22 protein-coding genes are annotated in these 22,990 nt (G+C 58.5%); 8 read left to right on the top strand and 14 right to left on the bottom strand.

Features of this window, described 5'->3' with window-relative positions:
- Nucleotides 1–426: 426 nt before the first annotated feature.
- A complete protein-coding gene (locus tag MXF20_RS19705; protein WP_325970947.1) occupies nucleotides 427–1,425 on the bottom strand; it encodes a GlxA family transcriptional regulator in 999 nt (332 codons plus the stop codon).
- 90 nt (nucleotides 1,426–1,515) lie between these two features.
- On the opposite strand from MXF20_RS19705, the gene MXF20_RS19700 reads away from it, so the two are divergent.
- Complete coding sequence (locus MXF20_RS19700) at nucleotides 1,516–2,211, top strand: cysteine hydrolase family protein (RefSeq protein ID WP_325970946.1); 696 nt, start codon at nucleotides 1,516–1,518, stop codon at nucleotides 2,209–2,211.
- A 146-nt stretch (nucleotides 2,212–2,357) separates the two neighbouring features.
- Here the strand turns inward: MXF20_RS19700 and MXF20_RS19695 are convergent, their stop codons facing one another.
- On the bottom strand, nucleotides 2,358–3,047 hold the full coding sequence (locus MXF20_RS19695; RefSeq protein ID WP_325970945.1) for a hypothetical protein: 690 nt from the start codon (nucleotides 3,045–3,047) through the stop codon (nucleotides 2,358–2,360).
- A gap of 277 nt (nucleotides 3,048–3,324) precedes the next feature.
- On the opposite strand from MXF20_RS19695, the gene MXF20_RS19690 reads away from it, so the two are divergent.
- A complete protein-coding gene (locus tag MXF20_RS19690; RefSeq protein ID WP_325970944.1) occupies nucleotides 3,325–4,260 on the top strand; it encodes a class I SAM-dependent methyltransferase in 936 nt (311 codons plus the stop codon).
- Nucleotides 4,261–4,554: 294 nt separating this feature from the next.
- Nucleotides 4,555–5,259, top strand: coding sequence for an MgtC/SapB family protein (locus tag MXF20_RS19685; RefSeq protein WP_325970942.1), 705 nt, complete (start codon nucleotides 4,555–4,557; stop codon nucleotides 5,257–5,259).
- A 12-nt stretch (nucleotides 5,260–5,271) separates the two neighbouring features.
- Here MXF20_RS19685 and MXF20_RS19680 read toward each other — a convergent pair whose 3' ends face one another.
- From MXF20_RS19680 to MXF20_RS19660, 5 genes are all read right to left on the bottom strand, one after another.
- Nucleotides 5,272–6,282: a substrate-binding domain-containing protein gene (locus MXF20_RS19680; RefSeq protein WP_325970941.1), complete on the bottom strand. Its 1,011-nt coding sequence runs from the start codon at nucleotides 6,280–6,282 to the stop codon at nucleotides 5,272–5,274.
- Between the two features lie 29 nt (nucleotides 6,283–6,311).
- Nucleotides 6,312–7,721: a sucrose-6-phosphate hydrolase gene (locus MXF20_RS19675; RefSeq protein WP_325970939.1), complete on the bottom strand. Its 1,410-nt coding sequence runs from the start codon at nucleotides 7,719–7,721 to the stop codon at nucleotides 6,312–6,314.
- A complete protein-coding gene (locus MXF20_RS19670) occupies nucleotides 7,721–9,091 on the bottom strand; it encodes a sucrose-specific PTS transporter subunit IIBC (RefSeq protein WP_325970937.1) in 1,371 nt (456 codons plus the stop codon). The genes MXF20_RS19675 and MXF20_RS19670 overlap by 1 nt, the downstream gene beginning before the upstream one ends.
- A gap of 64 nt (nucleotides 9,092–9,155) precedes the next feature.
- Nucleotides 9,156–10,682: a carbohydrate porin gene (locus tag MXF20_RS19665; RefSeq protein WP_325970935.1), complete on the bottom strand. Its 1,527-nt coding sequence runs from the start codon at nucleotides 10,680–10,682 to the stop codon at nucleotides 9,156–9,158.
- 160 nt (nucleotides 10,683–10,842) lie between these two features.
- Complete coding sequence (locus MXF20_RS19660) at nucleotides 10,843–11,769, bottom strand: aminoimidazole riboside kinase (RefSeq protein ID WP_325970933.1); 927 nt, start codon at nucleotides 11,767–11,769, stop codon at nucleotides 10,843–10,845.
- Between the two features lie 236 nt (nucleotides 11,770–12,005).
- On the opposite strand from MXF20_RS19660, the gene paoA reads away from it, so the two are divergent.
- The 5 genes from paoA (at nucleotide 12,006) to MXF20_RS19635 (ending at nucleotide 16,426) form a co-directional block, all read left to right on the top strand.
- Complete coding sequence (gene paoA, locus MXF20_RS19655; protein ID WP_325970931.1) at nucleotides 12,006–12,620, top strand: aldehyde dehydrogenase iron-sulfur subunit PaoA; 615 nt, start codon at nucleotides 12,006–12,008, stop codon at nucleotides 12,618–12,620.
- Nucleotides 12,617–13,573, top strand: a complete 957-nt coding sequence (locus tag MXF20_RS19650; RefSeq protein WP_325970930.1) for a xanthine dehydrogenase family protein subunit M — start codon at nucleotides 12,617–12,619, stop codon at nucleotides 13,571–13,573. The genes paoA and MXF20_RS19650 overlap by 4 nt, the downstream gene beginning before the upstream one ends.
- A complete protein-coding gene (gene paoC / locus MXF20_RS19645; protein ID WP_325970929.1) occupies nucleotides 13,570–15,759 on the top strand; it encodes an aldehyde oxidoreductase molybdenum-binding subunit PaoC in 2,190 nt (729 codons plus the stop codon). The genes MXF20_RS19650 and paoC overlap by 4 nt, the downstream gene beginning before the upstream one ends.
- A 131-nt stretch (nucleotides 15,760–15,890) precedes the next feature.
- The gene (locus MXF20_RS19640; protein ID WP_088517619.1) at nucleotides 15,891–16,142 is read left to right on the top strand and encodes a type II toxin-antitoxin system Phd/YefM family antitoxin; all 252 of its coding nucleotides are present in this window, start codon (nucleotides 15,891–15,893) and stop codon (nucleotides 16,140–16,142) included.
- Nucleotides 16,139–16,426, top strand: coding sequence for a type II toxin-antitoxin system RelE/ParE family toxin (locus MXF20_RS19635; protein ID WP_325970928.1), 288 nt, complete (start codon nucleotides 16,139–16,141; stop codon nucleotides 16,424–16,426). Before MXF20_RS19640 ends, MXF20_RS19635 begins: the two co-directional genes overlap by 4 nt.
- A gap of 50 nt (nucleotides 16,427–16,476) precedes the next feature.
- Here MXF20_RS19635 and MXF20_RS19630 read toward each other — a convergent pair whose 3' ends face one another.
- Genes MXF20_RS19630 through MXF20_RS19600 form a run of 7 tightly spaced genes read right to left on the bottom strand, consistent with a single transcriptional unit; the run spans nucleotide 16,477 to nucleotide 22,966 of the window.
- Nucleotides 16,477–17,811: an ArgE/DapE family deacylase gene (locus tag MXF20_RS19630; protein WP_325970927.1), complete on the bottom strand. Its 1,335-nt coding sequence runs from the start codon at nucleotides 17,809–17,811 to the stop codon at nucleotides 16,477–16,479.
- 3 nt (nucleotides 17,812–17,814) lie between these two features.
- Nucleotides 17,815–18,759 (bottom strand): ABC transporter permease, encoded by a 945-nt coding sequence (locus tag MXF20_RS19625; protein ID WP_325970926.1) that lies wholly within the window; start codon nucleotides 18,757–18,759, stop codon nucleotides 17,815–17,817.
- Nucleotides 18,756–19,697 (bottom strand): ABC transporter permease, encoded by a 942-nt coding sequence (locus MXF20_RS19620; protein WP_325970925.1) that lies wholly within the window; start codon nucleotides 19,695–19,697, stop codon nucleotides 18,756–18,758. The genes MXF20_RS19625 and MXF20_RS19620 overlap by 4 nt, the downstream gene beginning before the upstream one ends.
- Nucleotides 19,698–19,708: 11 nt before the next feature.
- Entirely contained in the window at nucleotides 19,709–20,680 is a 972-nt protein-coding gene (locus MXF20_RS19615; protein ID WP_325970924.1) for an autoinducer 2 ABC transporter substrate-binding protein, read from the bottom strand.
- A gap of 24 nt (nucleotides 20,681–20,704) precedes the next feature.
- Nucleotides 20,705–21,472, bottom strand: a complete 768-nt coding sequence (locus tag MXF20_RS19610) for an ATP-binding cassette domain-containing protein (protein WP_325970923.1) — start codon at nucleotides 21,470–21,472, stop codon at nucleotides 20,705–20,707.
- Nucleotides 21,465–22,121: a TenA family protein gene (locus MXF20_RS19605; RefSeq protein ID WP_325970922.1), complete on the bottom strand. Its 657-nt coding sequence runs from the start codon at nucleotides 22,119–22,121 to the stop codon at nucleotides 21,465–21,467. Before MXF20_RS19605 ends, MXF20_RS19610 begins: the two co-directional genes overlap by 8 nt.
- Nucleotides 22,121–22,966 (bottom strand): BtpA/SgcQ family protein, encoded by an 846-nt coding sequence (locus tag MXF20_RS19600; protein WP_325970920.1) that lies wholly within the window; start codon nucleotides 22,964–22,966, stop codon nucleotides 22,121–22,123. Before MXF20_RS19600 ends, MXF20_RS19605 begins: the two co-directional genes overlap by 1 nt.
- Nucleotides 22,967–22,990: the final 24 nt, after the last annotated feature.

Here is a 22,990-nt window from a genome sequence, read left to right as displayed (position 1 = left end):
AGCCTCTCAGACACATAGAATTGAATTCCCGTTAATTTAATTTTTGCCGTGACTGAAGTTTCGATATGTCATATCGACTTCAATGAGCAACAAAAGATATTAGTACTTCCATCACCCGATAAATAAAGCGGTCACTCAGCAAATAGCGTCAAGCAATGACTGGAAGCATTATTGGAAAATTATTGTAAAGTGATGACTGGTTAGGCGAAACGAGAGCACTCTCAAAACTGCTTATGGAGCATACACTGCATTTTTCCGCCTTGTTCTGGCGTGAAGATGTTTGCTTTACAGCAGGATTGATGAGGTATTGAGGCCTATACGTTTTCTGGAATCAATCAATCGCTGAAAAGATTTAATCAACAGGGATCAGGTCGCCTTTTCCATGAGCTCTCAGCTGATTCGCCAGATAAGATATGAACAAAGAGTTTACTGACTCAGCTTGCCGCAAAACTTTTTCCTATATTCTGCGGGAGAGATGCCCAGCTTACTTTTAAAATGGCGGCGCATACTCAACGGTGAAGAAAAACCTGATTCGATGGCGATAATCTCTACCGGTTGATCGGTTTTTTCCAGATAACGCTGCGCCAGTGCCAGGCGCTGATGATATAGCCAGTCGCTAAAACAATTGCCAGTGGTTTGCTGAAAACGGCGGGTAAAACTGCGTGGACTCATCAACGCCTTTTGCGCTAAATCCTCTAACGTCAGGGTCTGCTTTAAATTTTTGCTCGCCCATGCCAGCGCATTCATAAAACAATCGCTGGCAGTAGAATCATGAACCGGTTGTTGAATAAATTGCATTTGATTGCCCTGACGGTGTGCCGGTACCACCAGCATACGCGCCACATTATTGGCGATATCCGCACCACACTGTTTACGTACCAGGTGCAGGCAGCAGTCGATACTGGCGGCGGTGCCGGCGGAAGTGACAATCTGGCCCTCATCGATATACAACACATCACGGTCAATCTCTACATCCGGGTAACTCCGTTCAAATTCTGCCATCCAGCGCCAGTGAGTGGTGGCACGTGATTGCGTAAGCAAACCGGCCTCGGCGAGCACGAACGCCCCGAGACACAGTCCAACGACGGTCGCGCCACGCGCGGCAGCCTGCTGCAATGTTTCGATCAAAACCGCAGGGGGTTGTAAGTCGGGATCGCTCCAGCTCGGCACAATCACCATATCCACCTCGCGCACGCATTCCAGCCCGTGTTCCGCGACAATCGAAAAACCACTGTTGGTCTTTAACGGTGTGCGATGTTCGGCACAAATCAACAGTTCGTAATACGGAGTACCATCTTCATGCCGGGCGTTTTCAAATACCGCGCAGGGAACCGAGAGATGAAACGGAATGATGTTATCGAAAACGATAACACCCACTTTAATCGGGTCGGCTTTTTTTGGCGCGAAGTGAACGCTATTTGTCATCTGTGCTACTCCTGGCCAGGTAGATGTTCAGGGATAATTACCGGCAAAGGAGATCATCCCGATCTCCCGTATGAAAATGGATACTCATCTATGAAAAACTATATTGCTTCAGGTACTTTTGCGCTGATGATGGCTATTTCCGGCGCGGCCAGCGCGGATGAACGCAATGCAGAGCGAGCCCCAACGATCCGTACCATGAGTGGCGCAACGGCCACTACATCACTCACAGCCCAGCAAACGGCGGTCATCGTGATTGATATTCAAAACGAATATTTTCCGGGCGGAAAAATGCCGATTCCGGATGGCATGAAAGCGCTGGATAATAGCAAACGCATTGTGGAATTTGCACATAAAAATAACATGCCGGTGTTCTTCGTTCAGCACATTGGTGATGCTAACGGTCCGCTGTTTGCTAAAGGCAGCCGCTTTGCCGACTTCCATAAAGACCTGCAGCCAGCTAAGGACGACCGTGTGATAACCAAAGCGACACCAAGCTCCTTTGTCGGCACCGATCTCAAAGCACAGCTGGACAATCTGGGCATCAAACAGCTGATCGTCACGGGCTTGATGACCCATATGTGCGTCTCTTCAACCGCACGTGACGCGGTTCCGCTGGGCTTCTCGGTGATTATTCCGGAAGATGCCACGGCAACCCGCGATCTGGCCACCTGGGATGGCAATGTGGTGGATCACAACGTTCTGCAGCAGGCCGCGCTGGCCGGTGTAGCCGATGTGTTTGCCGAAATCAAAACCACCGATGCGGTGCTGGCCATGCCGGTAAAGTAAAATCATCCTTCCTGACGGCGCCTGGCACTCTTTTGTCAGGCGCTGTTAATGAGAACGTTGAAAGCTACACTGCATGTTTGCATGGCGAATTGCGACGCGGTGACAGCCAGGCGGCTTGCAGATGTGGAGCGAGATTATTCAGGTGATCACGCCCTCGCTGGCAACGGATAACACTTCGTCCAGTTATAGTTAGTCTTCGCCAGCATCAGTTCTCCAGCCACCGCGCCAAAATTGATGTCCTGACGCTCATAAAAGAATTGACGTAAAACAGCGGGTAAAAACTCAGCGCTGTAGCGCAGTAGCGTGCTGTGCCAGAATGGTGCCGGCAACGGGCTGTTGCCATGCCGCATCAGCAATTCATTTTTCCAGTCAGAATCCAGAACCTTGTCGCAGAATGACTGGCGCATGGCAATCGCAGGCGTATCAGGTATGCCCGCAAGCAATAACTGGCTGGGCAACGCCACTAAGCGCAGATCCCTGATGACGATTTTTTTTTCAGCAAATTCATTCCAGACTGTGGTCAATTGCGCCGCTTTCGCTGGTAAAGGTTCGTTGATGCTATACAGCGGTAAGGTCAGAGGCAGGAAGGTAAAGTGTAAACCTTGTACTGGCAGTGTATCGGCAAGCGGATCAGCCTGTGTGAGTCGTTGCAATTCATCAATCAGACGTAACACCGGTAAGGAAACTGACGGTTTAATCCCTGCAGCAAGCGCCAGTTTTACCGGATCGTAGTAATTCTCTTCACGGATGTTCCCGATATCTGCATGTTTCGCCCACAGCGCAGTGGTGTTTTGGTTCGCAGAACGATATCTGTTTTGCAGACTGATTGGTTGCATGTCAGACCTTACAGCATTGGGGTGAATACCGGCGGAGATGATGAATAGTATCGCTATCAGATATAACAGGCGATCAATTGATTCTGACCATGGAGGTCATTTTTGTGCTGCGGGTACTGAGAAACCCGTCAGCTTTGCCCCGCCTCCCTCCCCCTCAATCTGACCTTTACAAAAAAGCGTAGCGGCTAGATCCAGTAAATTCATTTATGAATGCTAAGCTCATTTTTGTCTGTCTCTATTGCGTTATCCGCTACTTACTCTCTAAGGTAGGATACACATGCAACTCTCTGAAACACATTCAGATTCCCTTCAGGCACAACTACATTCCCTGCTGGACTGCGCGCTGGCTTATTGTGAAAGAGGCGATTACTTCTCTGCGTTTCAACTCAGCGGAGAAAAACTCACCCAACTCTGCGACAGGATAAACATTAACGCTTCAGATGATTCCCTGCTGTCGGCCCGTCTGCATCCCTTCTTTAAGCTCTGCCAGCAGGATCCGTATACCTCGCGAGCGTTCAGCAAACCTCGCGGCTATGCGGGCGATGCTGTCATGCTGGATTATATTTATTCGGGTGCTGTACCAGCGGAGACAACATCGCATGGCCGTGGCATCTTTGCCTGCACAACCGCCAGTTCAATGGGGTTATCGGTTTTATTCAGACGACACTTGTTAACCGCCTATATCAATGAAACGGTACTAAATAATCCGCAGGCGCGCATATTATCGGTGGCCTCCGGTCACTGCCGGGAGTTTGAAAATACGCTGGCGCTGTCGGATATTTTCAAAGGCGAGATCGTCGCCTTCGATCAGGATGCAGAATCCTGTGCAGAAGTTAATCGTGCTTATGGCGGCAGGGTGAAAACGCACATTGCCGGCATCAACGCTTTACTGCAGACCTCACGCGCTGAACAGGAGAGCTTTGATTTTATTTATTCCGCCGGCCTGTATGATTATCTGCCTGAGCGCAAAGCCAAAGCCCTCAGTGAGTCACTGAAAAACAGGCTCAAACCAGGAGGACGTCTGGTGGTGGGCAATTTCAGTCCCGACAGTTCCGGACGGGGCTATTTACAACTGATAATGGACTGGCACCTGATTTATCGCGACACGCCGTCGTTAACCACGCTATTTGGTGATCTGACAGGCTTCACCGTCAATAACTATGCCGATCCCCACAATAACGTGGTTTATATCGATATTATCAAAGACGCGTAACTATGCCGCGCATCCTTAACCCCGCTTAAACGGTGCGCGATTTGTCTTCGCGCTGGCGAATCAAAGCGTCTACAATGCCGGCGCAATTTTACTGATGAGGATACACAATTGGACACCTGTCCCACACGATTACAATCGGTGCCGATGCTGAGATAGCCTCATCGCTGTCTTAGCCCTGCGTTAAGACGGTGGATCCCCCTCCCCCTTTTTTCCTGCGTGCTGTCTGGCCCCGCTGTAATCCATTCTTATAACTCTGTATATCCATTGCCCGGCGGTGATGGAGTGAGGTCTGACATGGACTGGAAAATCTTTTTACTGCGCGTCACGGTCGCGCTGATTCTCGGCGCGCTGATCGGTAGCGAGCGCCAGCTGCGCCAGCGCCTGACCGGGCTGCGCACCAATGCACTGGTCAGCACCGGTGCCTGTTTATTTGTCCTGATGACGCAAAGCGTACCGGGAATTGCCGCAGATGCTTCGCGCGTTGCGGCCTATGTGGTCTCCGGTATTGGCTTTCTCGGCGGTGGCGTCATCATGCGTGATGGCCTGAATGTGCGCGGCCTTAACACCGCCGCCACGCTGTGGTGCACCGCGGCGATCGGCGTGTTATGCAGCATGGGTTTGCTGCTGGAAGCGGCTATTGGTTGCGTCGTGATTCTGTGCGCCAACATCCTGTTGCGCGAACTGGCTCAGGGCATTAATCGTCAGAGCATCATTACTGCGGAAGACGCCAGCCAGTATTACAAAGTGCAAATCATTTGTCTGGCGGCCGATGAGGTGCAGGTGCGCAGCCTGATGCTGCATAGCCTCGGAGGCAGCGGCCTGCGGCTGCAATCCCTGCACAGTGAGGATCTGGAACCGTCACACCGCATGGCGGTGAATGCGGAAGTGCTGGGTAAACCCAGCCTGACCGATCAGCTGGAAAATCTGGTCAGCCGTATCAGTCTGGAAAAAGGCGTCAGCTCGGTCAGATGGCAGGTATGTGAGCCAGAGAGCGATTGAGTCGGGGCTGCGCTACCTGCCAAAGCGCAGCCGCAGCGTTGCCGGCAGCACGGTGTGCAGGCTGCCGGGTTCATCGCCGTTAATCATGGTAGTCAGCAGCGTAAAACACTCCTGTGCCAGGCGCGGCACATCCTGCTCGACGGTATCAATCGGCAAAGTCAGCGAGTCATACAGATAGTGATCGTCAAAGCTGGCGACGCGGATATCGCTGTGCAGCAGGTGGTGCTGGCTCATGTAACGTAACACCCCTTCCAGCAGTCCGCAGGCAGCGGTAAAAATCGCTTTCGGCGGACGCCCCAGCCGGGCGCACAGCGCGGCGAACATCTCATAACCGCTGCTGGGATGATAATTACCGTGAATGATCCACTCCGGGCGCGGCGTGATGCCCGCCCGCTCCAGCCCCTGCATAAAACCGGCCAGACGGTCTTTAGTGGGTGACAGACGCGGCTGACCGCCGAGAAAGTAAATTTCATCTGGATTGGCGCGCGCCAGCCGTTCCACCAGCTCGGCGGTCGGCGTGATCGAATCGGTCATCACCAGCGGCAGCTGCGTGTCATTGACGTAGCGGTCAAACAGCACAACTGGCAGCTGATCACTCAGCTTCACGTAGTCACTGTCGCTCAACATGCTGGACGCCACAATCAGTCCGTCCACCTGACGCGCCACCAGGTTATCCACTACCACCCGCTCCTGCCCGGCGTTTTCATCAGTGCAGGAGATCAGCAGCTGCAAGCCGGCCTCGCGACACAGATTTTCCAGCGCGTGTGAGAACACCGCAAAGCCATAGTTGGTAATCTCCGGTACCACTAATCCCAGCGTATGGCTGCGGTTATCACGCAGCGAGCGTGCGTGAATACTGGCCTGATAGTGATGTTCGCGCGCCAGCGTTAACACGCGTTCGCGCGTCTCTTTCGCCACGCGCAACTCTTTGCCACGGCCATTCAGCACTAGACTGGCGGTGGCTTTGGACACCCCCGCCAGCGCAGCAATATCCGCTATGGTAACGCGTTTGGTTTTTCTCACGTCAGTGCATCGGTTAAGGAAACAATGACTTATTCTACCATGCACGGGCGCAACGACCAGTAGCGCGCCGTCACTTCTGCGTGTCCGGTCAGGGTTAATTGCGCCGGATGCGCCGGGAAGTAGCGACTGCTCATCACCCCTTCGCCTTCATTAATGAAAATCTCAACGCTGGAGTGATCGCACAGTAACTGGAGCTGACTCACCGCGCCGCGCCAGTAACGGAACTGCCACTCGCCGTTTGCCAGACTGCGCCGCGCGAGCCGCAGCCCGTCGGCACGCCATTCCAGCCGTAGCTGGTCAGCAAAGTTCAGGGTGATGTCGCCCTGCCCGCTCAGCAGCAATTCCAGCCGCCGCGCATCAATGACCGGCGCATCGGCGGCCGGGCCCTGATAATGCTGTTCAGCGTTGCGCAGTGCCTGCAGTTCAGTGACCGGCCGCTGGAACAGCCGGCCATCACGCGTGCCCAGTTCGCGCACGCAGGTCATCTGATGGATCCAGCCATTGGCCACCGTGGGCTGCAGCATCTCCTCGCCGTCCGGCACGCCCATCCAGCCCACCAGCAGCCGGCGTCCGTCGGCGGTTAGCGTGGTTTGCGGCGCGTAAAACTCGAAACCGGCGTCAAGCTCATGCAATTCGCCATGGCTAAAGCTGGCGTTAGCGTAATCAAGATCGCCGGACAGCCACGCGCTCGGATGCGCATTCAGAAAACGATGATCTTCCTGCGCGATGCCCTGCGGGCAGCAAATCAGGAACGTGCTATCGCCGAGGGTGAACATGTCCGGGCATTCCCACATATAACTGGTTGCCGCCAGCCCGTTCAGGCCGCTGCCGGCAATCTCGCCCAGATTGTGCCACTCACGCAGGTCCGCCGAGCGCAGCAGCAACACTTTGCCCTGCTTTTGCAAATCCTGCGCGCCCAGCACCATGAACCAGTGCTCGCCATGCCGCCATACTTTGGGATCGCGCACGTGTCCGGTGTAGCCGTCGGGCAGCGCGATCACCGGCCCGAGCTTGTCAAAGCCGCCCTGGGGATTTTGCACCGCCAGACATTGCCACGCGGTGCGCGCGCCATCGGCAAACTTTACGTTGCCGGTATAGATCAACGTCAGCAGGCCGTTATCGTCGACGGCACTGCCCGAATAGCAGCCGCTGCGGTCATACTCTTCATCCGGCATTAGCGCTATGGGTTCATGCTGCCAGTGCAGCAGATCGGCCGAACTCCAGTGGCCCCAGCATTTATGCTGATGCTGACAGCCCAGCGCATTCCACTGATAAAACAGATGGTAACGCCCGGCGAAGTGGATAAAACCGTTCGGATCGTTAAGCAAGCCCGTGACGGGTGCCAGATGCCAGCCCGGATAATGCGGGTCGCTCAGCGCGCGCGGCTGACCGCGCATCACCGCCTGCAAAATATCGGGTAACAATGAAGAAGCCGTCATTATTCCGCGTCCGTTTTGTATTTGAGCAGATAAGAGATCATAAATGCGCTGCTGAACGCGATCACCATGCCAATCGCATAGTTAAGCAATGAACTGGCCTGCACAATCGCCATGCCAGGCAGACCGGTCAGACCGACAGCCGTCATATACACATGCACCGACACCACCCAGGCACCGCCCAGCGCGCCGCCAATCAGGCCGGCGATGAAGGGTTTCATAAAGCGCAGGTTGATACCGAAAATCGCTGCTTCAGTAATCCCCAGCAGCGCCGAAAAACCTGACGGCAGCGAAATGGCTTTGATTTTCACATCTTTAGTTTTAAACCACACCGCCAGACAGGCACCGCCCTGCGCCACGTTCGCCATCGCCCAGATCGGCAGCAGGAAGTTGACGCCAATCGCCGGATTGCCCAGCAGCCCGGCTTCAATTGCATGGAAGCTGTGATGCACGCCCGTGATGACAATCACCGAGTAAAGCCCGCCAAACACCAGCCCGGCCAGCCAGCCGGCATGCGCAATCAGCGTGCTGAGCACAAACGAAATACCGTCGCCGAGCATCCTTCCCGCCGGACCAATCACCAGCAGCGCGACGAAGCCGGCGATGATCACCGTCAGGAACGGCGTCAGGATCAGATCCAGCGCATCCGGAATCACCCGGCGCAGCTGTTTCTCCAGCATGCTCATAAACCACACCGCCAGCAGCACCGGAAACACCGTGCCCTGATAGCCGATCATCGCCACTTCGATACCGAAAAAGTTCATGGTATGGAAGCCCGCCGCCACGCCCCAGGCGTTGGTGAGTGCCGGATGGGTCAGAATACCGCCGAGCGTCGCGCCGAGAAACGGGTTTCCGCCAAACTCACGCGCCGCGGTGAAGCCAATCAGGATCGGCAGGATGATAAAGGCCGCCGAGCTGCACATATCCAACATGATATACAGCGCGTTGTCGGGGCTAACCCAGCCGTAGGTTTTGACCATGCCGAGCAGGCCCATCAGCAGACCAGAGGCGACGATCGCCGGAATGATCGGCACGAAAATGTTCGACAGCAGGCGCGCAATGCGCTGGAACGGGTTGAGCTTACGCGCGGCGATGTCCGCGGCTTCCGATTTGCTGGTTTCGCTGATGCCGGCTTCGCGGATGAACGCGGCATACACTTTATTCACCACGCCGGTGCCAAATATCACCTGCAGCTGTCCGGCATTGCGAAAACAGCCCTTCACCCCGTCAAGTTTGCCGATGGCGGCAGTATCCGCTTTGGCGTCATCCACAAGCACCAGGCGCAAACGTGTGGCACAGTGCGCCGCACTGGCGATATTTTCCCGGCCTCCCAGCAGCGGCAGCAGCGACCGGGAAAGAGTAACAAAATCCATAGTAACCTCTGTTTTTGGTTGTTATGCCATCATGCGCGAAGCGGCCCGCGCGCGGGCCGTTGTATCAGAACCAGGTTTCCATTTGCACGCCAAAGTTCCACTCGCCGCCGGACTTAAAGCCGGTGCTGCCAAAGGCATCATCGCTGGCGTAGTTATCCAGACGATGATCCCAGTCCATCCAGCTGGCGAACAGGCGGATTTCCGGACGCTTGAGGAATTCGCCCACGTCGCTGGCTTTAAGCGTGGGGGCAACGGTGAGCTTGTAGAAGTTGCCGCTGACGGCCTGACGATTGTTATAGCCTTCAGGACGCAGATCCATGTACTGGTACGAGCCTTCATACTGCATCTCAAAGTTCTGCGTAAATTCCTGAATCAGACGCAGGTTTACGGTGGCCCACTCGTAGCTGTCGCCTTTGACGTAGCGATCTTTGCTGCTCTGCGCCAGCAGTGCCGGTGCGATGTGCCAGCCAGCGCCCAGCGGCGTCATACCGTAGCTGGCGAGCCGCCAGGTGTCTGCGTCCGGCAACAGTGCACCGTCGGCACCGATGGTTTTCACCTCCGCACCCAGACCATGGCCGTACAACAGCGCGGTTTTCGCTGAACCTTCACGCAGACCATAGAAGCTGTCGTTGTGCAATCCGACCAGCGCGTGCACACCGTCATTAGCAGCATCACTTTTCACGCGACGACCGTCGATATCGGTGCGCTGATCGTTATCTTTCGCGCGCATGCCGCTCACCATCAGCTGCAGCGGGCCGACGAAGTTATTCAGCGACAGAATGTAGTTTTGCGCGGTGTTTTCGTTATTTTCGATGTCACCGAAGGTGCGACCATAAATCGACAGATTGCTGCGGGCGTCATCGCCCCACTTCATGTCGTAAATACCGGCCCCGGTTCCGGCGAGGAACACCACATCGGAATCGATCCAGTGGATGTCGAAGTTATCGCGGTCGAAACGCTTACCGGCCCACACCGTGGTGTCTTTAAACGCGCCGGTGAAGGTCGGTAGCTGGCCCAGCTCGACAAACGCCTGACGCAGGTTGAGATCGCTGCTGGCGGCGGTCCAGTCGTTGTAGGTGCGCTGTCCGTCAGCCAGCATTGCTTTAAAGCGCGTGGTAGCACCGTTGGTCAGCGTTTGTTTGTGCTCAAGATTGAGTTCAACGTAGGTGTCCGGCTCATTGCCAAGACGTCCGACGTGGCCGCCGGTCTCACCGGCTGGCGTAACGGCCGGTCCGCCCTGGGTTTTCGCGGCGGAGCTGTTCATCAACAGGCCGGAGCGCGCATAGCCGTGGAATTCAAAACCGCCGGCGTCACTGCTGGCGGCTGGCGCTGCCGGTTCGGCGGCGCGCGGTTCGCTCTGAGCGACGGCAACCGGCGTCGGATTCTGCTGCTGCACCGCAGCCAGCTTCTGCACCTGCTGTTCCGCCGCCTGCGCGCGATGCTCCGCTACGCTGGCGCGCTGCTCAGCCGCAGCAAGGCGTTTTTCCATCGCCGCCAGACGCGCTTCGATGCTGCTCATGTCGGTTGCGGCCCAGGCTGGGCCTGAACCTAATATCGTACTAAGGGTTATAGCGATTAGACTTTTTTTCACTGTTTTGCATCCCTGAGGCAAGGCTATCATCAGATGTATTTTTTTGCTAAACCGGTTTAGGCACCGCATCATAGCGGTGCCGTTTTTTAAAGCGCAATGGATTTTGCTAAACCGATTTAGTGGATGTGAGATACATCGCAAAACAGGGGAAACGGCGAGGTCAGATGCCGTACTGCTGTAGCTGTTGAGCGTCAGGTAACGCGGTCATGGCACCTTTGGCGGTGGTGGCCAGCGCCCCGCACGCCTGGGCCGTGCGCAGGCAGGCCGCCAGCTGTGCTTCCTCCACCGGCAGACCCTGCTGCGCCAGTTCCCACAGCAGACCGGCCACGAAGGCATCGCCTGCACCGGTGGTATCCACGCTGACCACCGGTCGCGCGGGATAGTGAATTTGCCGACCGTTAAAGAACGCACGAACGCCGGCGCTGCCCTGCGTAACCAGCAGTAATTTCAGGGCAAACCGCTGCGCCAGTTGCGCAATGCCGCTATCAATGTCGGTGCAGTCGGTGATGAAACTCAGCTCTTCCACGGAGAGCTTCACCACATCCGCCTGTTGCAGTGCCGAGCTGAGGCACTGCTGCAGCGCCGCCGGATCGGACCACAAATCGAGGCGGATATTAGGGTCGAAGCTGACAAAGCCGCCCGCCTCACGTATGCGTTGCATGGCGGTTAACGCGGCAGCGCGTGACGGCTCGGCGAGTAACGCAATCGAACAGCAGTGCAGCCACTCACCAGACTGAAACCGCGGCAAATCGTCCGGCGTGAGAAATAAGTCGGCGCTGGGGCGCACCATGAAGGTGAAGGTACGCTCACCCTGATCGTCAAGAGCCACGACCACGGTCGAAGTGCGCTGCTGCGCGTCTTTACGCATGTGGGAAATATCCACCTTTTCCTGCGCCAGCGTGTGACATAAAAACTGGCCAAAAGGATCGTCGCCCACCCGTCCGATAAATCCGCTGTTGCCCGCCAGCCGGGCGATACCCACTGCCACATTGGCGGGCGCGCCGCCGGGACACTGCAACAAGCGCCCTGCGTCATCAGGCAGCAAATCCACTACGGCGTCACCCAGACACCAGATACGTTTCATCATGATTCAGTCTCACTTAATCGCTAAAACGGTTTAGCAAAGCATGCATATTAATCACGAATATGGCTCTTTGTCACCGTGAACAGCCCGACAAACTTCAGACTTGTCCGTTGCTGGGATCGGTTTTCCCCTGCCGCATGGTCGTCTGCGTATTGACGTCTATGCTTAAAGTTTTCCAAAACCTTATAAAAATCGGTGTCATTGAGATTTCATTTCGCCACTTGTCCGGAGGCAAAGGCATGAGCAACCCACGCGATGAGAAGACGCAACGCTATTCCCCGCAGCAGGAAGAGACAGAGCGGGCCCGGCTGACGGCCGGTTCCGCCGCGCCGGCCCCTGTCACGGTGCCGGTCACGCTGCAGGTGAACGGCGAACCTCAGCAGCTGAACGTCGATACCCGCACCACGCTGCTGGACGCGCTGCGCGAACATTTACATCTGACCGGCACCAAAAAAGGCTGCGATCACGGCCAGTGCGGTGCCTGTACCGTGCTGGTCAATGGCCGGCGCATCAACGCCTGCCTCACCCTTGCAGTGATGCAACAGGATGCTGACGTGACCACCATCGAAGGCGTCGGCACGCCCGATGATTTGCATCCGCTGCAGTCCGCCTTTATCCGCCACGACGGCTATCAGTGCGGCTACTGCACGCCGGGACAAATCTGTTCATCGCTGGCGGTGCTGCAGGAAATCGCGGCCGGCATTCCCAGCCATGTCACAGGCGATCTGAGCGCCGCACCGACGCTGAGCGATGACGAGATTCGTGAACGCATGAGCGGCAACATCTGCCGCTGCGGCGCTTATGCCAACATCCTTGCCGCCATCGAAGAGTACGCCGGAGACCAGAAAGCATGAGAGCCTTTACCTTTGAACGGGCCGCAACGCCCGCGCAGGCCGCGCGCAGCGCGATGCAACACCCGGGCGCGCGCTTTATCGCCGGCGGCACCAATCTGCTCGATTTGATGAAGCTGGAAATTGAAACCCCGGCGCACCTGATTGACGTCAATGGACTGGCGCTGGACAGCATTGAACCCACCGCAGAGGGCGGCTTACGTATCGGTGCGCTGGTGCGCAACACCGATCTGGCAGCCGATGCGCGCATCCGGCGCGACTATGCCGTGCTGACGCGCGCGCTGGTGGCCGGTGCCTCCGGACAGCTGCGCAATCAGGCCACCACCGCCGGCAATCTGCTGCAGCGCACGCGCTGTCCCTATTTTTACGATGTTAATCAACCCTGCAATAAGCGTCAGCCGGGTACGGGCTGCGCCGCACGCGAAGGATACAGCCGCCAGCACGCGGTGGTGGGTGTCAGCGAAGCCTGTATTGCCACCCATCCCAGCGATATGGCGGTAGCGATGCGACTGCTGGATGCGGTGATTGAAACCGTCAGCCCTGATGGCAGCCAGCGCGCCATTCCCATCGCTGAATTCTACTGCACACCGGGCGACACGCCGCATATCGAAACCGTGCTGCAGCCGGGTGAGCTGATCGTTGCGGTCACCCTGCCTGCTCCGCTGGGTGGCACGCACATTTACCGTAAGGTGCGCGATCGCGCGTCTTATGCCTTTGCGCTGGTCTCGGTGGCAGCGGTTATCCTGCCTGAGGGCGGCGGTCGGGTGGCCGTCGGCGGCGTGGCCCACCAGCCGTGGCGCAGCGCGGCGGCGGATGCTGAACTTCCCCACGGGGCGCAGGCGGTCTGCGATGTGCTGTTCGCCGATGCGCGTCCCACGGAAGCCAACCGATACAAACTGTTGCTGACGCAGCGCACGCTCGCCTCAGCAATCGCGGAAGCGAGGGCCAACCCATGAAATTTGACACACCTGCAACCGCCAATCCTATCGATCGGCAGCGCGTCGTCGGCCAGCCGCTGGCGCGCATCGACGGGCCGTTAAAAACCACCGGTTCGGCACATTACGCCTATGAATGGCACGCAGTAGCACCGGATGCGGCATACGGTTATGTGGTCGGCGCGCCGATTGCCAAAGGTAAAATTCTTTCGATAGACACAGAAGTCGCGGCACAGGCACCGGGCGTGCTGGGCATCGTCACTGGTGCCAGCGCCGGTAAGCTCAACAAGGCAGAGCGCAACACCGCGACGCTGCTGGCGAATAATAAAATCGAACACTATCACCAGGCCGTGGCGCTGGTGGTGGCGGAGACCTTCGAGCAGGCACGTGCGGCCGCGCAGCTGGTTAAGGTTAACTGCCAGGCTGAAGCGGGCGCTTACGATCTCGCAGCGGCCCAGCCTGAAGTGACAACGTCACCCGAAGGTGAACCGGATAAAACATTGGGCGACGTCGATGCTGCCCTGCACAGCGCAGCCTTTACGCTGGACGCCACCTACACCACGCCCGATCAAAGTCATATGGCGATGGAACCGCACGCTTCGATGGCGCTGTGGCAGGACGATCACCTGACGGTCTGGACCTCGAATCAGATGATTAACTGGTGCCACACCGACCTGGCGCACACGCTCGACATGCCGCTGGAAAAGGTGCGCGTGCTCTCTCCCTACGTCGGCGGTGGCTTTGGCAGCAAACTGTTTTTACGCAGCGATGCGCTGCTGGCGGCTCTGGGCGCGCGCGCCGTGGGACGCGCGGTGAAGGTGATGGTGCCGCGCCCGATGATCCCCAACAACACCACGCACCGGCCCGCGACGCGGCAGCGCATCCGCTTAGGTACCGATGCGCATGGCCATCTCACCGCCATTGCCCACGAAAGCTGGTCCGGTAACCTGCCGGGCGGAACGCCGGAAACCGCGGTGCAGCAGACCGAATTGCTTTATGCCGCCGCCAACAGGCTCACCGGGCTGCGCCTCGCCGGGCTCGATCTGCCCGAGGGCAACGCGATGCGTGCGCCGGGTGAAGCGCCCGGTCTGATGGCGCTGGAAATCGCCATGGATGAAATGGCCGCCATCGCCGGTATCGACCCGGTAGAGTTTCGCATCATCAATGATACACAGGTTGATCCGCTGCATCCGGAGCGCTTCTTTTCACGCCGCCAGCTGGTGCAGTGCCTGCGCACCGGTGCCAGCAAATTTGGCTGGGCGGAGCGCTGTGCCCAACCGGGACAGCGGCGCGAGGGGCGCTGGCTGGTGGGCATGGGCGTGGCCGCCGGTTTCCGTAACAACCTGCTGGCGCCCTCCGCCGCGCGCGTGCAGCTGGATGCGCAAGGCACAATCACCGTCGAAACTGATATGACCGATATCGGCACCGGCAGCTATACCATCATTGCCCAGACGGCAGCCGAGATGATGGGGGTACCGATTGAGCAGGTCAGCGTGCGGCTCGGCGACTCGGCGTTTCCCGTCTCGGCGGGATCGGGCGGCCAGTGGGGTGCCAACACTTCCACCGCCGGGGTGTACGCCGCCTGCGTCCGGCTGCGCGAGAAGGTTGCCGCGCAGTTGGGTCTGGATGCAGATACCGCAGAGTTTGCCGATGGGCAGGTTTACGCCAACGGGCAGCGCCTGCCGCTCACTGCGGCGGGTCCGCTGATGGCGGAAGAGACCATGGAATTCGGCGATCTGGACAAAACCTTCCAGCAATCCACCTTTGCCGGCCATTTTGTCGAAGTGGCGGTCGATAGCGCCACCGGTGAAGTGCGCGTGCGGCGCATGCTGGCGGTGTGTGCCGCGGGCCGCATCCTCAACCCCAAAACCGCGCGCAGCCAGGTGATCGGCGCGATGACCATGGGCCTCGGCGCCGCGCTGATGGAGGAGCTGGCGGTGGACACGCGGCTCGGCTACTTCGTTAATCACGACATGGCAGGCTATGAGGTGCCGGTACACGCCGATGTGCCCGAGCAGGAGGTGATTTTCCTCGATGACACCGATCCGGTCTCTTCGCCGATGAAAGCCAAAGGCGTCGGTGAACTTGGGCTGTGTGGCGTCGGTGCTGCGCTGGTTAATGCGGTCTACAATGCCACCGGCGTCCGGGTGAGAGACTATCCAGTGACGCTGGATAAGTTACTCGCCGCGCTGCCCGATCAGCCGTAATGCAGGTCCCCTCCGCCAGTGCATGCTGGCTGGCGGAGAGTGGAAAAGCGTAAGTGGCTAAGCCGTCAGGACTGCTTAACAGGTCACCAAACTGATAATATTGAGACCTGTTAACCAGTCTGGAGAGAAGTATGCCAAACATCATTCTCAGCGATATGAGCGCCAGCGTTAGTGAATTGAAAAAGAATCCTATGGCGACCGTCAATGCGGGAGAAGGCTTGCCGGTGGCGATTCTCAATCGTAATCAGCCCGCCTTTTATTGTGTTCCCGCACAACTTTACGAGCAAATGCTGGAAGCGCTGGACGATCAGGAACTGGTTAAAAAGGTAACTGAACGCCACCAGCAGCCGCTGATTGACGTGGATCTGGACAGCTTTCTGTGACATGGACAGTGAAGTTCAGGGAAGAAGCCCTGAAGGAGTGGCATAAGCTGGATAAAGCCATTCAGCAGCAGTTTGCCAAAAATCTGAAAAAATGTTGTGAAAATCCTCATATCCCCTCAGCCAAATTGCGTGGCATTAAAAACTGCTACAAAAATAAACTCAGGGCTTACGGGTTTCGCCTGGTTTATCAGGTGATTGATGACCAGTTGATCATCGCTGTGGTCGCGGTGGGTAAACGCGAGCGCAGTGACGTTTATCATCTTGCCAGTGACAGAATGCGTTAACACCTGACGCCGGCCATCTGCGGCCAGCGTCACGGCGATGGTTAATGCTCTCAGCGTCCCGCTTCCTGAGCCACTCCGCACCACTGCACCAGCGTCAGTGCAATCGCTTTGGTGCAGGCCACCAGATCGGCAATCGGCACGTGTTCGTTGGGCTGATGTGACAGCGCCGGATCGCCGGGACCAAAGTTGACCGTCGGCGTCTGGCCCAGCGTACTGGGCAAGCCGATGTCACTGTGAGCACCAAAGCCGGCCAGTTGCGGATTCAGTGCCGCGGCGCTGACACCCTGCTGAAAAGCGCTGACAAACGGATGATCGGCCGGGATCTCGGCGCAGTCGGCGTCCAGTATCCACTCCACGCGCGCCGGATGCTTTGCCAGATAGGGATCCAGCGCGCACACCTTCGCCACGTGCGCCTCAATCTCCTGTTTTACCTTACCGCCCAGCCCCATCTCATCCTTTTCTGCCGGCAGATACTGCACGTCTATGACGATCTCGGCGCGGCCGGCAATCGACGCCGGATGCTCGCCCACTTTTAGCTGCGTCACGATAATCTGGTTGGGCAGATCCATGAGTGGATGGTTTTTGTCGGGCTGCGTCTGCCAGCGGCGGTTCAGCACATCGAGCCCGTCCAGCATCTGGCGACACAACATTACGGCATCAACCGGACCGCTGCTGTCCCAGCTGTTCGGCGTTAATTCCGCATGGCCGCCGATGCCATCCAGAATGATGCGCGCCCACAAAATGCCGTGGCAAATCGACGCGATGCGATTAGCGGTGGGCTCGGTCATGATACCGGCATCGGCTTTAAAGCCGCGATCGACCATCGCCAGCGAGCCCATGCCGCCGATCTCTTCATCCACCACCGTGGTGAATACCACGTCGCCGGCCAGCTGCACGTTGAGATCCTGCAGCAGTTCCACCGCCATCAGCATACAGGCCACGCCGCCTTTCATGTCCACCGCACCGCGGCCATATACCGCCTCGTTGCGGATTTCGGGCACAAAAGGATCGCTGTGCCAGTGCTCAGCCGGCCCCGGAGGTACTACATCAATATGGCCGGTAAGCATCAGCGACCTGCCGCCACCGGCGCCGCTCAGGGTGGCGCCCAGATTGGGACGGCCTTCGAAGGTGCGGCCCTTATTGGCGCCCGGGCGGCCCTGATACTTCTGGTACAGCGCCGGGCCATCCGGATCCCACAGATCGGTGTCCATGCCCAGCGCCATCAGCCGCTGCTGCAGATAGTGCTGGCAGTCGCGCTCGCCTGGCCCGGCCTCGCGCGGATCGACTTTCACCACCGAGGGAAACGCCAGCAGGTCGCACAATGTCTGCGCGATACGCTGCGCGCTGGCATCGACGTGCGCGCTAATTTTTTCAGTCAGACTCATGTGTTATCTCCGATAGATAAGAAGTCGTTGTGCCATTAACACCATGATTAACAACATGCCCACCACGCCCAGCTGCCACACGCTGTTCAGCCCCAGCTGCAACATGCAGGTTTTGAGGGTGACCAGCATCAGCGCGGCGGCGAGAACGCCGATGACGCTGCCGCGTCCGCCGAAGATCGCCACGCCACCCAGCAGCGCGGCGGTTAGCGACTCCAGCTCAAGATTGACGCCGATCTCCGGCCGGGCGCTGCCGAGCCAGCACAGCGAAATAAAGCCGGCGCAACCCGCCAGCGCGCCGCTCAGGCAGTAAACCAGCAGCCGCAGACGGTCGACCGGAATGCCCACCAGCCGCGTGGCCTGCTCGTTGAAGCCGCAGGCGTAAATCCATTTGCCCCACGCGCTGTTGCTGAGAATCAGCCACGCCAGTACAAAGGCCGGGATCACGCATACCAGAAACGGCAGCGGGATAAACAGCGTGGCCGCCCGGCCCCACTGCGTCAGCAGCGGCGGCACGCCAGCCAGCGCCGCGCCGCCGGTTAAGGCCAGCGCCAGGCCGGAAAACAGATAAAAACTGCCCAGCGTGACGATCAGCGGCCAGAGGCGTAAACGCGCCACCAGCAGGCCGTTCAGCGCGCCGGCCAGGCTGCCGCTCAGCAGGCAAATCAGCGGCAGCCATCCCGGCGCAATGCCCTGATCGAGTGCCAGCATGCCGATGACCGCCGAGAGCGAAACGTTACCGCCAACCGACAAATCAATGCCGCCGCCGCCGGTCATCACCACCAGCGATTGCCCAAGCGCCACCAGCGACAGCAGCGTGGCAAACTGCAGGATGGAGGTCAGCGACCACGCCGCCAGCATCTGCGGCAGCACAATCGCGATGGCGATCAGCAGCAGCAGCCACAGCGCCAGCAGCAGCGTCAGATCGGGGGCTTTGCGCCACAGCTTCATGCCAGCCTCCTCAGCGATAACACCCGTCCGCTGGCCGCTTCGCTGCTGAGTACCAGCAGCAGCACCGCTCCGGTAACCACGGTTTGCCACAGCGAGGGCACGCCAATCAGCAGCAGGCCATTTTGCAAAATGCGCAACAGCAGCACGCCGAGCAGCGTACCGAGCAAACTGCAGGAGCCGCCGGTAATGCGCGTGCCGCCCAGCACCACAGCGGCGATCGCTTCTAACGCCAGCGTGCCGCCGACGGTCATTTCCACGTTTCGATAGGTGGCGATGTAACAGGTGGCGGCCAGGCCGCACAGCACGCCGCTGATGGCAAAGGTGGCAATGCGCACCTGGGTTACCGGAATGCCCGCCAGCCGCGCTTTTTCTTCGGAGTTGCCCGCCGCCAGCAGCCATAAGCCGTACGGCGTATGGCGCAGCGCCAGCCACACCAGCGCCCAGGCCGCGACAATCAGCCAGGCCATCAGCGGCAATCCCAGCAGCGGCCGCATCAGCGTCTGCGTTAGATCGCCAGGCAGGCCGGATAGCCACTGTCCGCCCAGCAGCACAAACAGCGCCGTGCGCCAGACGCCGAACAGCCCCAGCGTGCCGACAATCGCCGGAATGCGGCCAATCACCACCACCAGCGCGGTGATCAGCCCTGCCAGCAGACCAATAAATGGGCCGGCCAGCGCCGCCAGCAGCGGGGATTGCAGCATCAGCAATTGTCCGACGCCCCACGCGGCCACGCCCATTACCACGCCGACCGACACATCCACGCCGCCCATGGCGATGACCAGCGTCATACCGAGCGCGATCAGCAGCAGTTCACTGCTATTGCGCAGAATGGTCAGCAGGTTGTCAGCCGTAGCAAACCACGGTGAAAACCACGTAAAGCAGCCGCCCGCCAGCACGGCGATCGCCAGCAGGACGATTTCCCGCGAAGTCATATGCATGACAGGCCTCGTCAGAATTTGAACTGGTCGACGTTCTCTTTGGTGAACACCGCCGGCTTGCCGAGCAGCAGCACACCGGTTTTGCTGTCAAAGGTCACCGGCTGCGCAAAGCCGGGAACGTGGTTTTCGGCGGCAAAAGGTTTCCCGTCGATCAATTGTTTGCCCGCCCACACCGTGAGATAGCCAAGCTTTTCCGGATCCCACAGCACGGTGTAGCCAAACGCCCCGCTTTTCAGATAGGCGCGCGCGGTGTTCGGGCTGTAGAAACCGCTGCCGATCACCCTGCCGTTTTTACCGGCGGTTTCGATGGCCTGCGCCACGCCCGGACAGGTCGTGGACGCCATGGCAATCACCCCTTTCAGGTCGGGGTTAGCGGACATCAAATCGGTGGTGATTTGCGCCGCGCGGCTGGCGGAGCCGCCGGCGTACTGGGGTTTGAGCAGCGTAATGTGTGGATATTTGCTTTTCACCCGCTGCTGCATAAAGCCAATCCAGCTGTTGAGGTTGGACGCGGTGGCTTCGCCGGAGACGATGCCGATTTTGCCGCGCTCGCCGACGCGTTTGACCATCTCGTCGATCACCGTATCGCCCAGTCCTTCATCGGTGGCCTGCGCCACATAGACCGGTCGGCCGCTGTCGGGCGCATCGCTGTCGCTGGTGAACAGATGCACATTGCTGGCCTGTGCCTGCGCCATTACCGGCGCGATGCTGGAAGCATCCAGCACGCTGATACCAATCGCGTTGACCTTCTGCGCGATCAGGTTCTGCACGATCTGCAGCTGATCCATCGGGTTAGTATCTACCGGACCGCTATAGACAAACTCCACGCCGAGATCGTGCGCGGCGCGCTTGCCGCCCGCCTCCATCGCCTGAAAATAGGGAATACCGATGATTTGCGGCACAAAGGCCACCTTTTGCGCCGCGAGGGCGTAACCCGTTACCAGCAGTGACAGCGAACAAACAGCAGTAGCAATGCGATGCATGATGATTTCCCCTGGTGTGCATGCTTAGGTGTTTTCGAAAAGGCGCGCATCAGGATGCGCGCCGGTAATGAGTGCAACGATTTCATCCGGCGTGGTGTCCGCGTGACGGCGCTCGGCAATTTTGCGGCCGCGACGAAACACCACCATGCGATCGGCGACGGCAAACACATCGCTGATGTTGTGGCTGATCAGCACCACGGCGCAGCCGCGCTCCGCCAGGCGGCGCGTCAGCTGCAGGACTTTCTGCGTTTCCGCCACGGCCAGCGCGGCGGTGGGTTCATCCATGATCACCAGCTGTGCGTTGAGATTGAGCGCGCGACAGATCGCCACCGCCTGACGCTGGCCGCCGGACAGACTGCCGACCGCCGCTTCGGCATCGGAAATGTGCGCATCCAGCTCGGTCAGCAGCCGATCTACCGTTTCCCGCATCGCGCGGCGACGCAGAAAAGGAATGCCTAGCACGCGGCGCTTTAGTTCGCGGCCAAGAAACACGTTCTCGGCAATTGACAGATTCTCTGCCAGCGCCAGCTCCTGATAGATCGTGGCAATACCGTGCTCGGCGGCCTGACGCGGAGAAGTGAATTTCACCGCCCTGCCGTCCACCCACAGTTCGCCGTCGCTGGCGCTGTACGCGCCGGATAACACTTTGGTGAAGGTGGATTTGCCCGCGCCGTTGTCACCCAGCAGCGCCAGCACTTCACCGCGATGGATCGACAGATTGACCTGGCTGAGCGCCGTCAACGCGCCGAAGCGTTTACCGATGTTGCGCGCTTCGATGAAACAGCTAGTCATGGGCGCTCTCCGGGTAAGCCGCGCTGTGGAAATCGATCTCCCACTGCAGCACGCGGGCGTAAAGCTGCGACAGCTGCGCCTGTTGCGCCGCGCTGAGCGTCAGTGCGCACTGGTCCAGTTCGGTTTTCAGCCACTGCGCCTGCTGATGAAACTCGTCTTCGGCATGCATCTCTACCCAGCGGCGCAGGTCAGCGTCCTGCTGCGGTTGCGCGCTGACGCGCTGGCACCAGTGGTAATACATCCACTCGGCACCGAACATCAGGGTAATGATTTCTGCATAGCTGCCCTGCTGCGCGACTTTCAGCATGCCATCGCGGAACGCGCTGACGCCGGGCAGATCGTCCGGGTAATCCACCAGCTGAATGCCGCGCCGGGCCAGCACCGCCTCAAACCAGGCGATTTGCGTATCCACCAGCGCATTGAGCACGCCAATCAGCCAGCGCTGCTGACGAATGCCGGGCGCCTTACTCACCGCCAGCGCAAAAATAGCGATGGCGGTGGCGACGAAGTTACCTTCAAACACCAGATAGCGGTTAAACACGCTGTCCGGCAGCCGATCGTGCTCAATGTCGACGACAAAGCGGTGCTGCTGCATCGCCTGCCACAGCGCCTGATGCTGCGTCAGCAGCCGATCGCTGAAGCTTTCCATCACGCTTCCTCCAGCGCAGTCTGCGCCACCGCCATGAAGTGCTGCACGCGCGCCAGTTCCACCGGGTTCCACCACACGCCATCGACTTTCAGCGTGCTGGCGACAATCACCCCCTGCGTGCGGCCAAGGATCTGGCAGACGTTATCCGGCGTTACGCCTGAGCCGACCAGCAGCGGCAACGCGGTTGCGGCGCGGATTTCGTCGATCTCACTCAGCGTGGCGCTGTCGCCGGTGCGCTGGCCGGTGGCAATCACCGCATCAGCTTCGAAGAAGTCGACGTCACGCGTCAGCTCCTGAATCGAGCGGTCGGCGACAATCGCGTGGCTACCGTGCTTAACATGGCTATCGGCAAACACGCGAATGTGATCGGCCCGCAGCTGATTGCGATAGCGCAGCGCTTTAGCGGCTGCCCCTTCGATAAAACCTTCATTGGCGATATAGGCATTGGCCCACTGGTTCACGCGCACAAAATCCGCCCCGCCGGCTAATGCCGTGGCAATCGCCGGGATTGCCGCATTGGCCAGCACGTTAATCCCCAGCGGTGCAGCAAAACGCTCGCGAATTTTATCGGTGATCACCGCCATAAACGCCGCCGTCTCCGGGCCAATATCGTCGGGTTTGGCAAAGGGAATATCGCCATGATTCTCAACGATTAAACCGTGCACACCGCCAGTCAGATAATTATCCGCATCGCGCAGGGCGCAATCGATAATTTCGCGCACCGGTTTACCACGATATTTCGGCGACCCGGGAAAAGCATCGCAGTGAATAACACCAATCACCGCTTTACGGCGTGAAAAAATATCTTGTATCGCGTTACTTTTTTCTGCTGATATAGAAGCCATCTCTTTCACCTTATTAACGAGAAA

The sequence above is a fragment of the Pantoea dispersa genome, from assembly GCF_035783935.1.
Lineage (GTDB): Bacteria > Pseudomonadota > Gammaproteobacteria > Enterobacterales > Enterobacteriaceae > Pantoea > Pantoea dispersa_C.
Note: the sequence above shows the minus strand (reverse complement) of the source record. Positions and strands in the feature narration are given on the sequence as shown.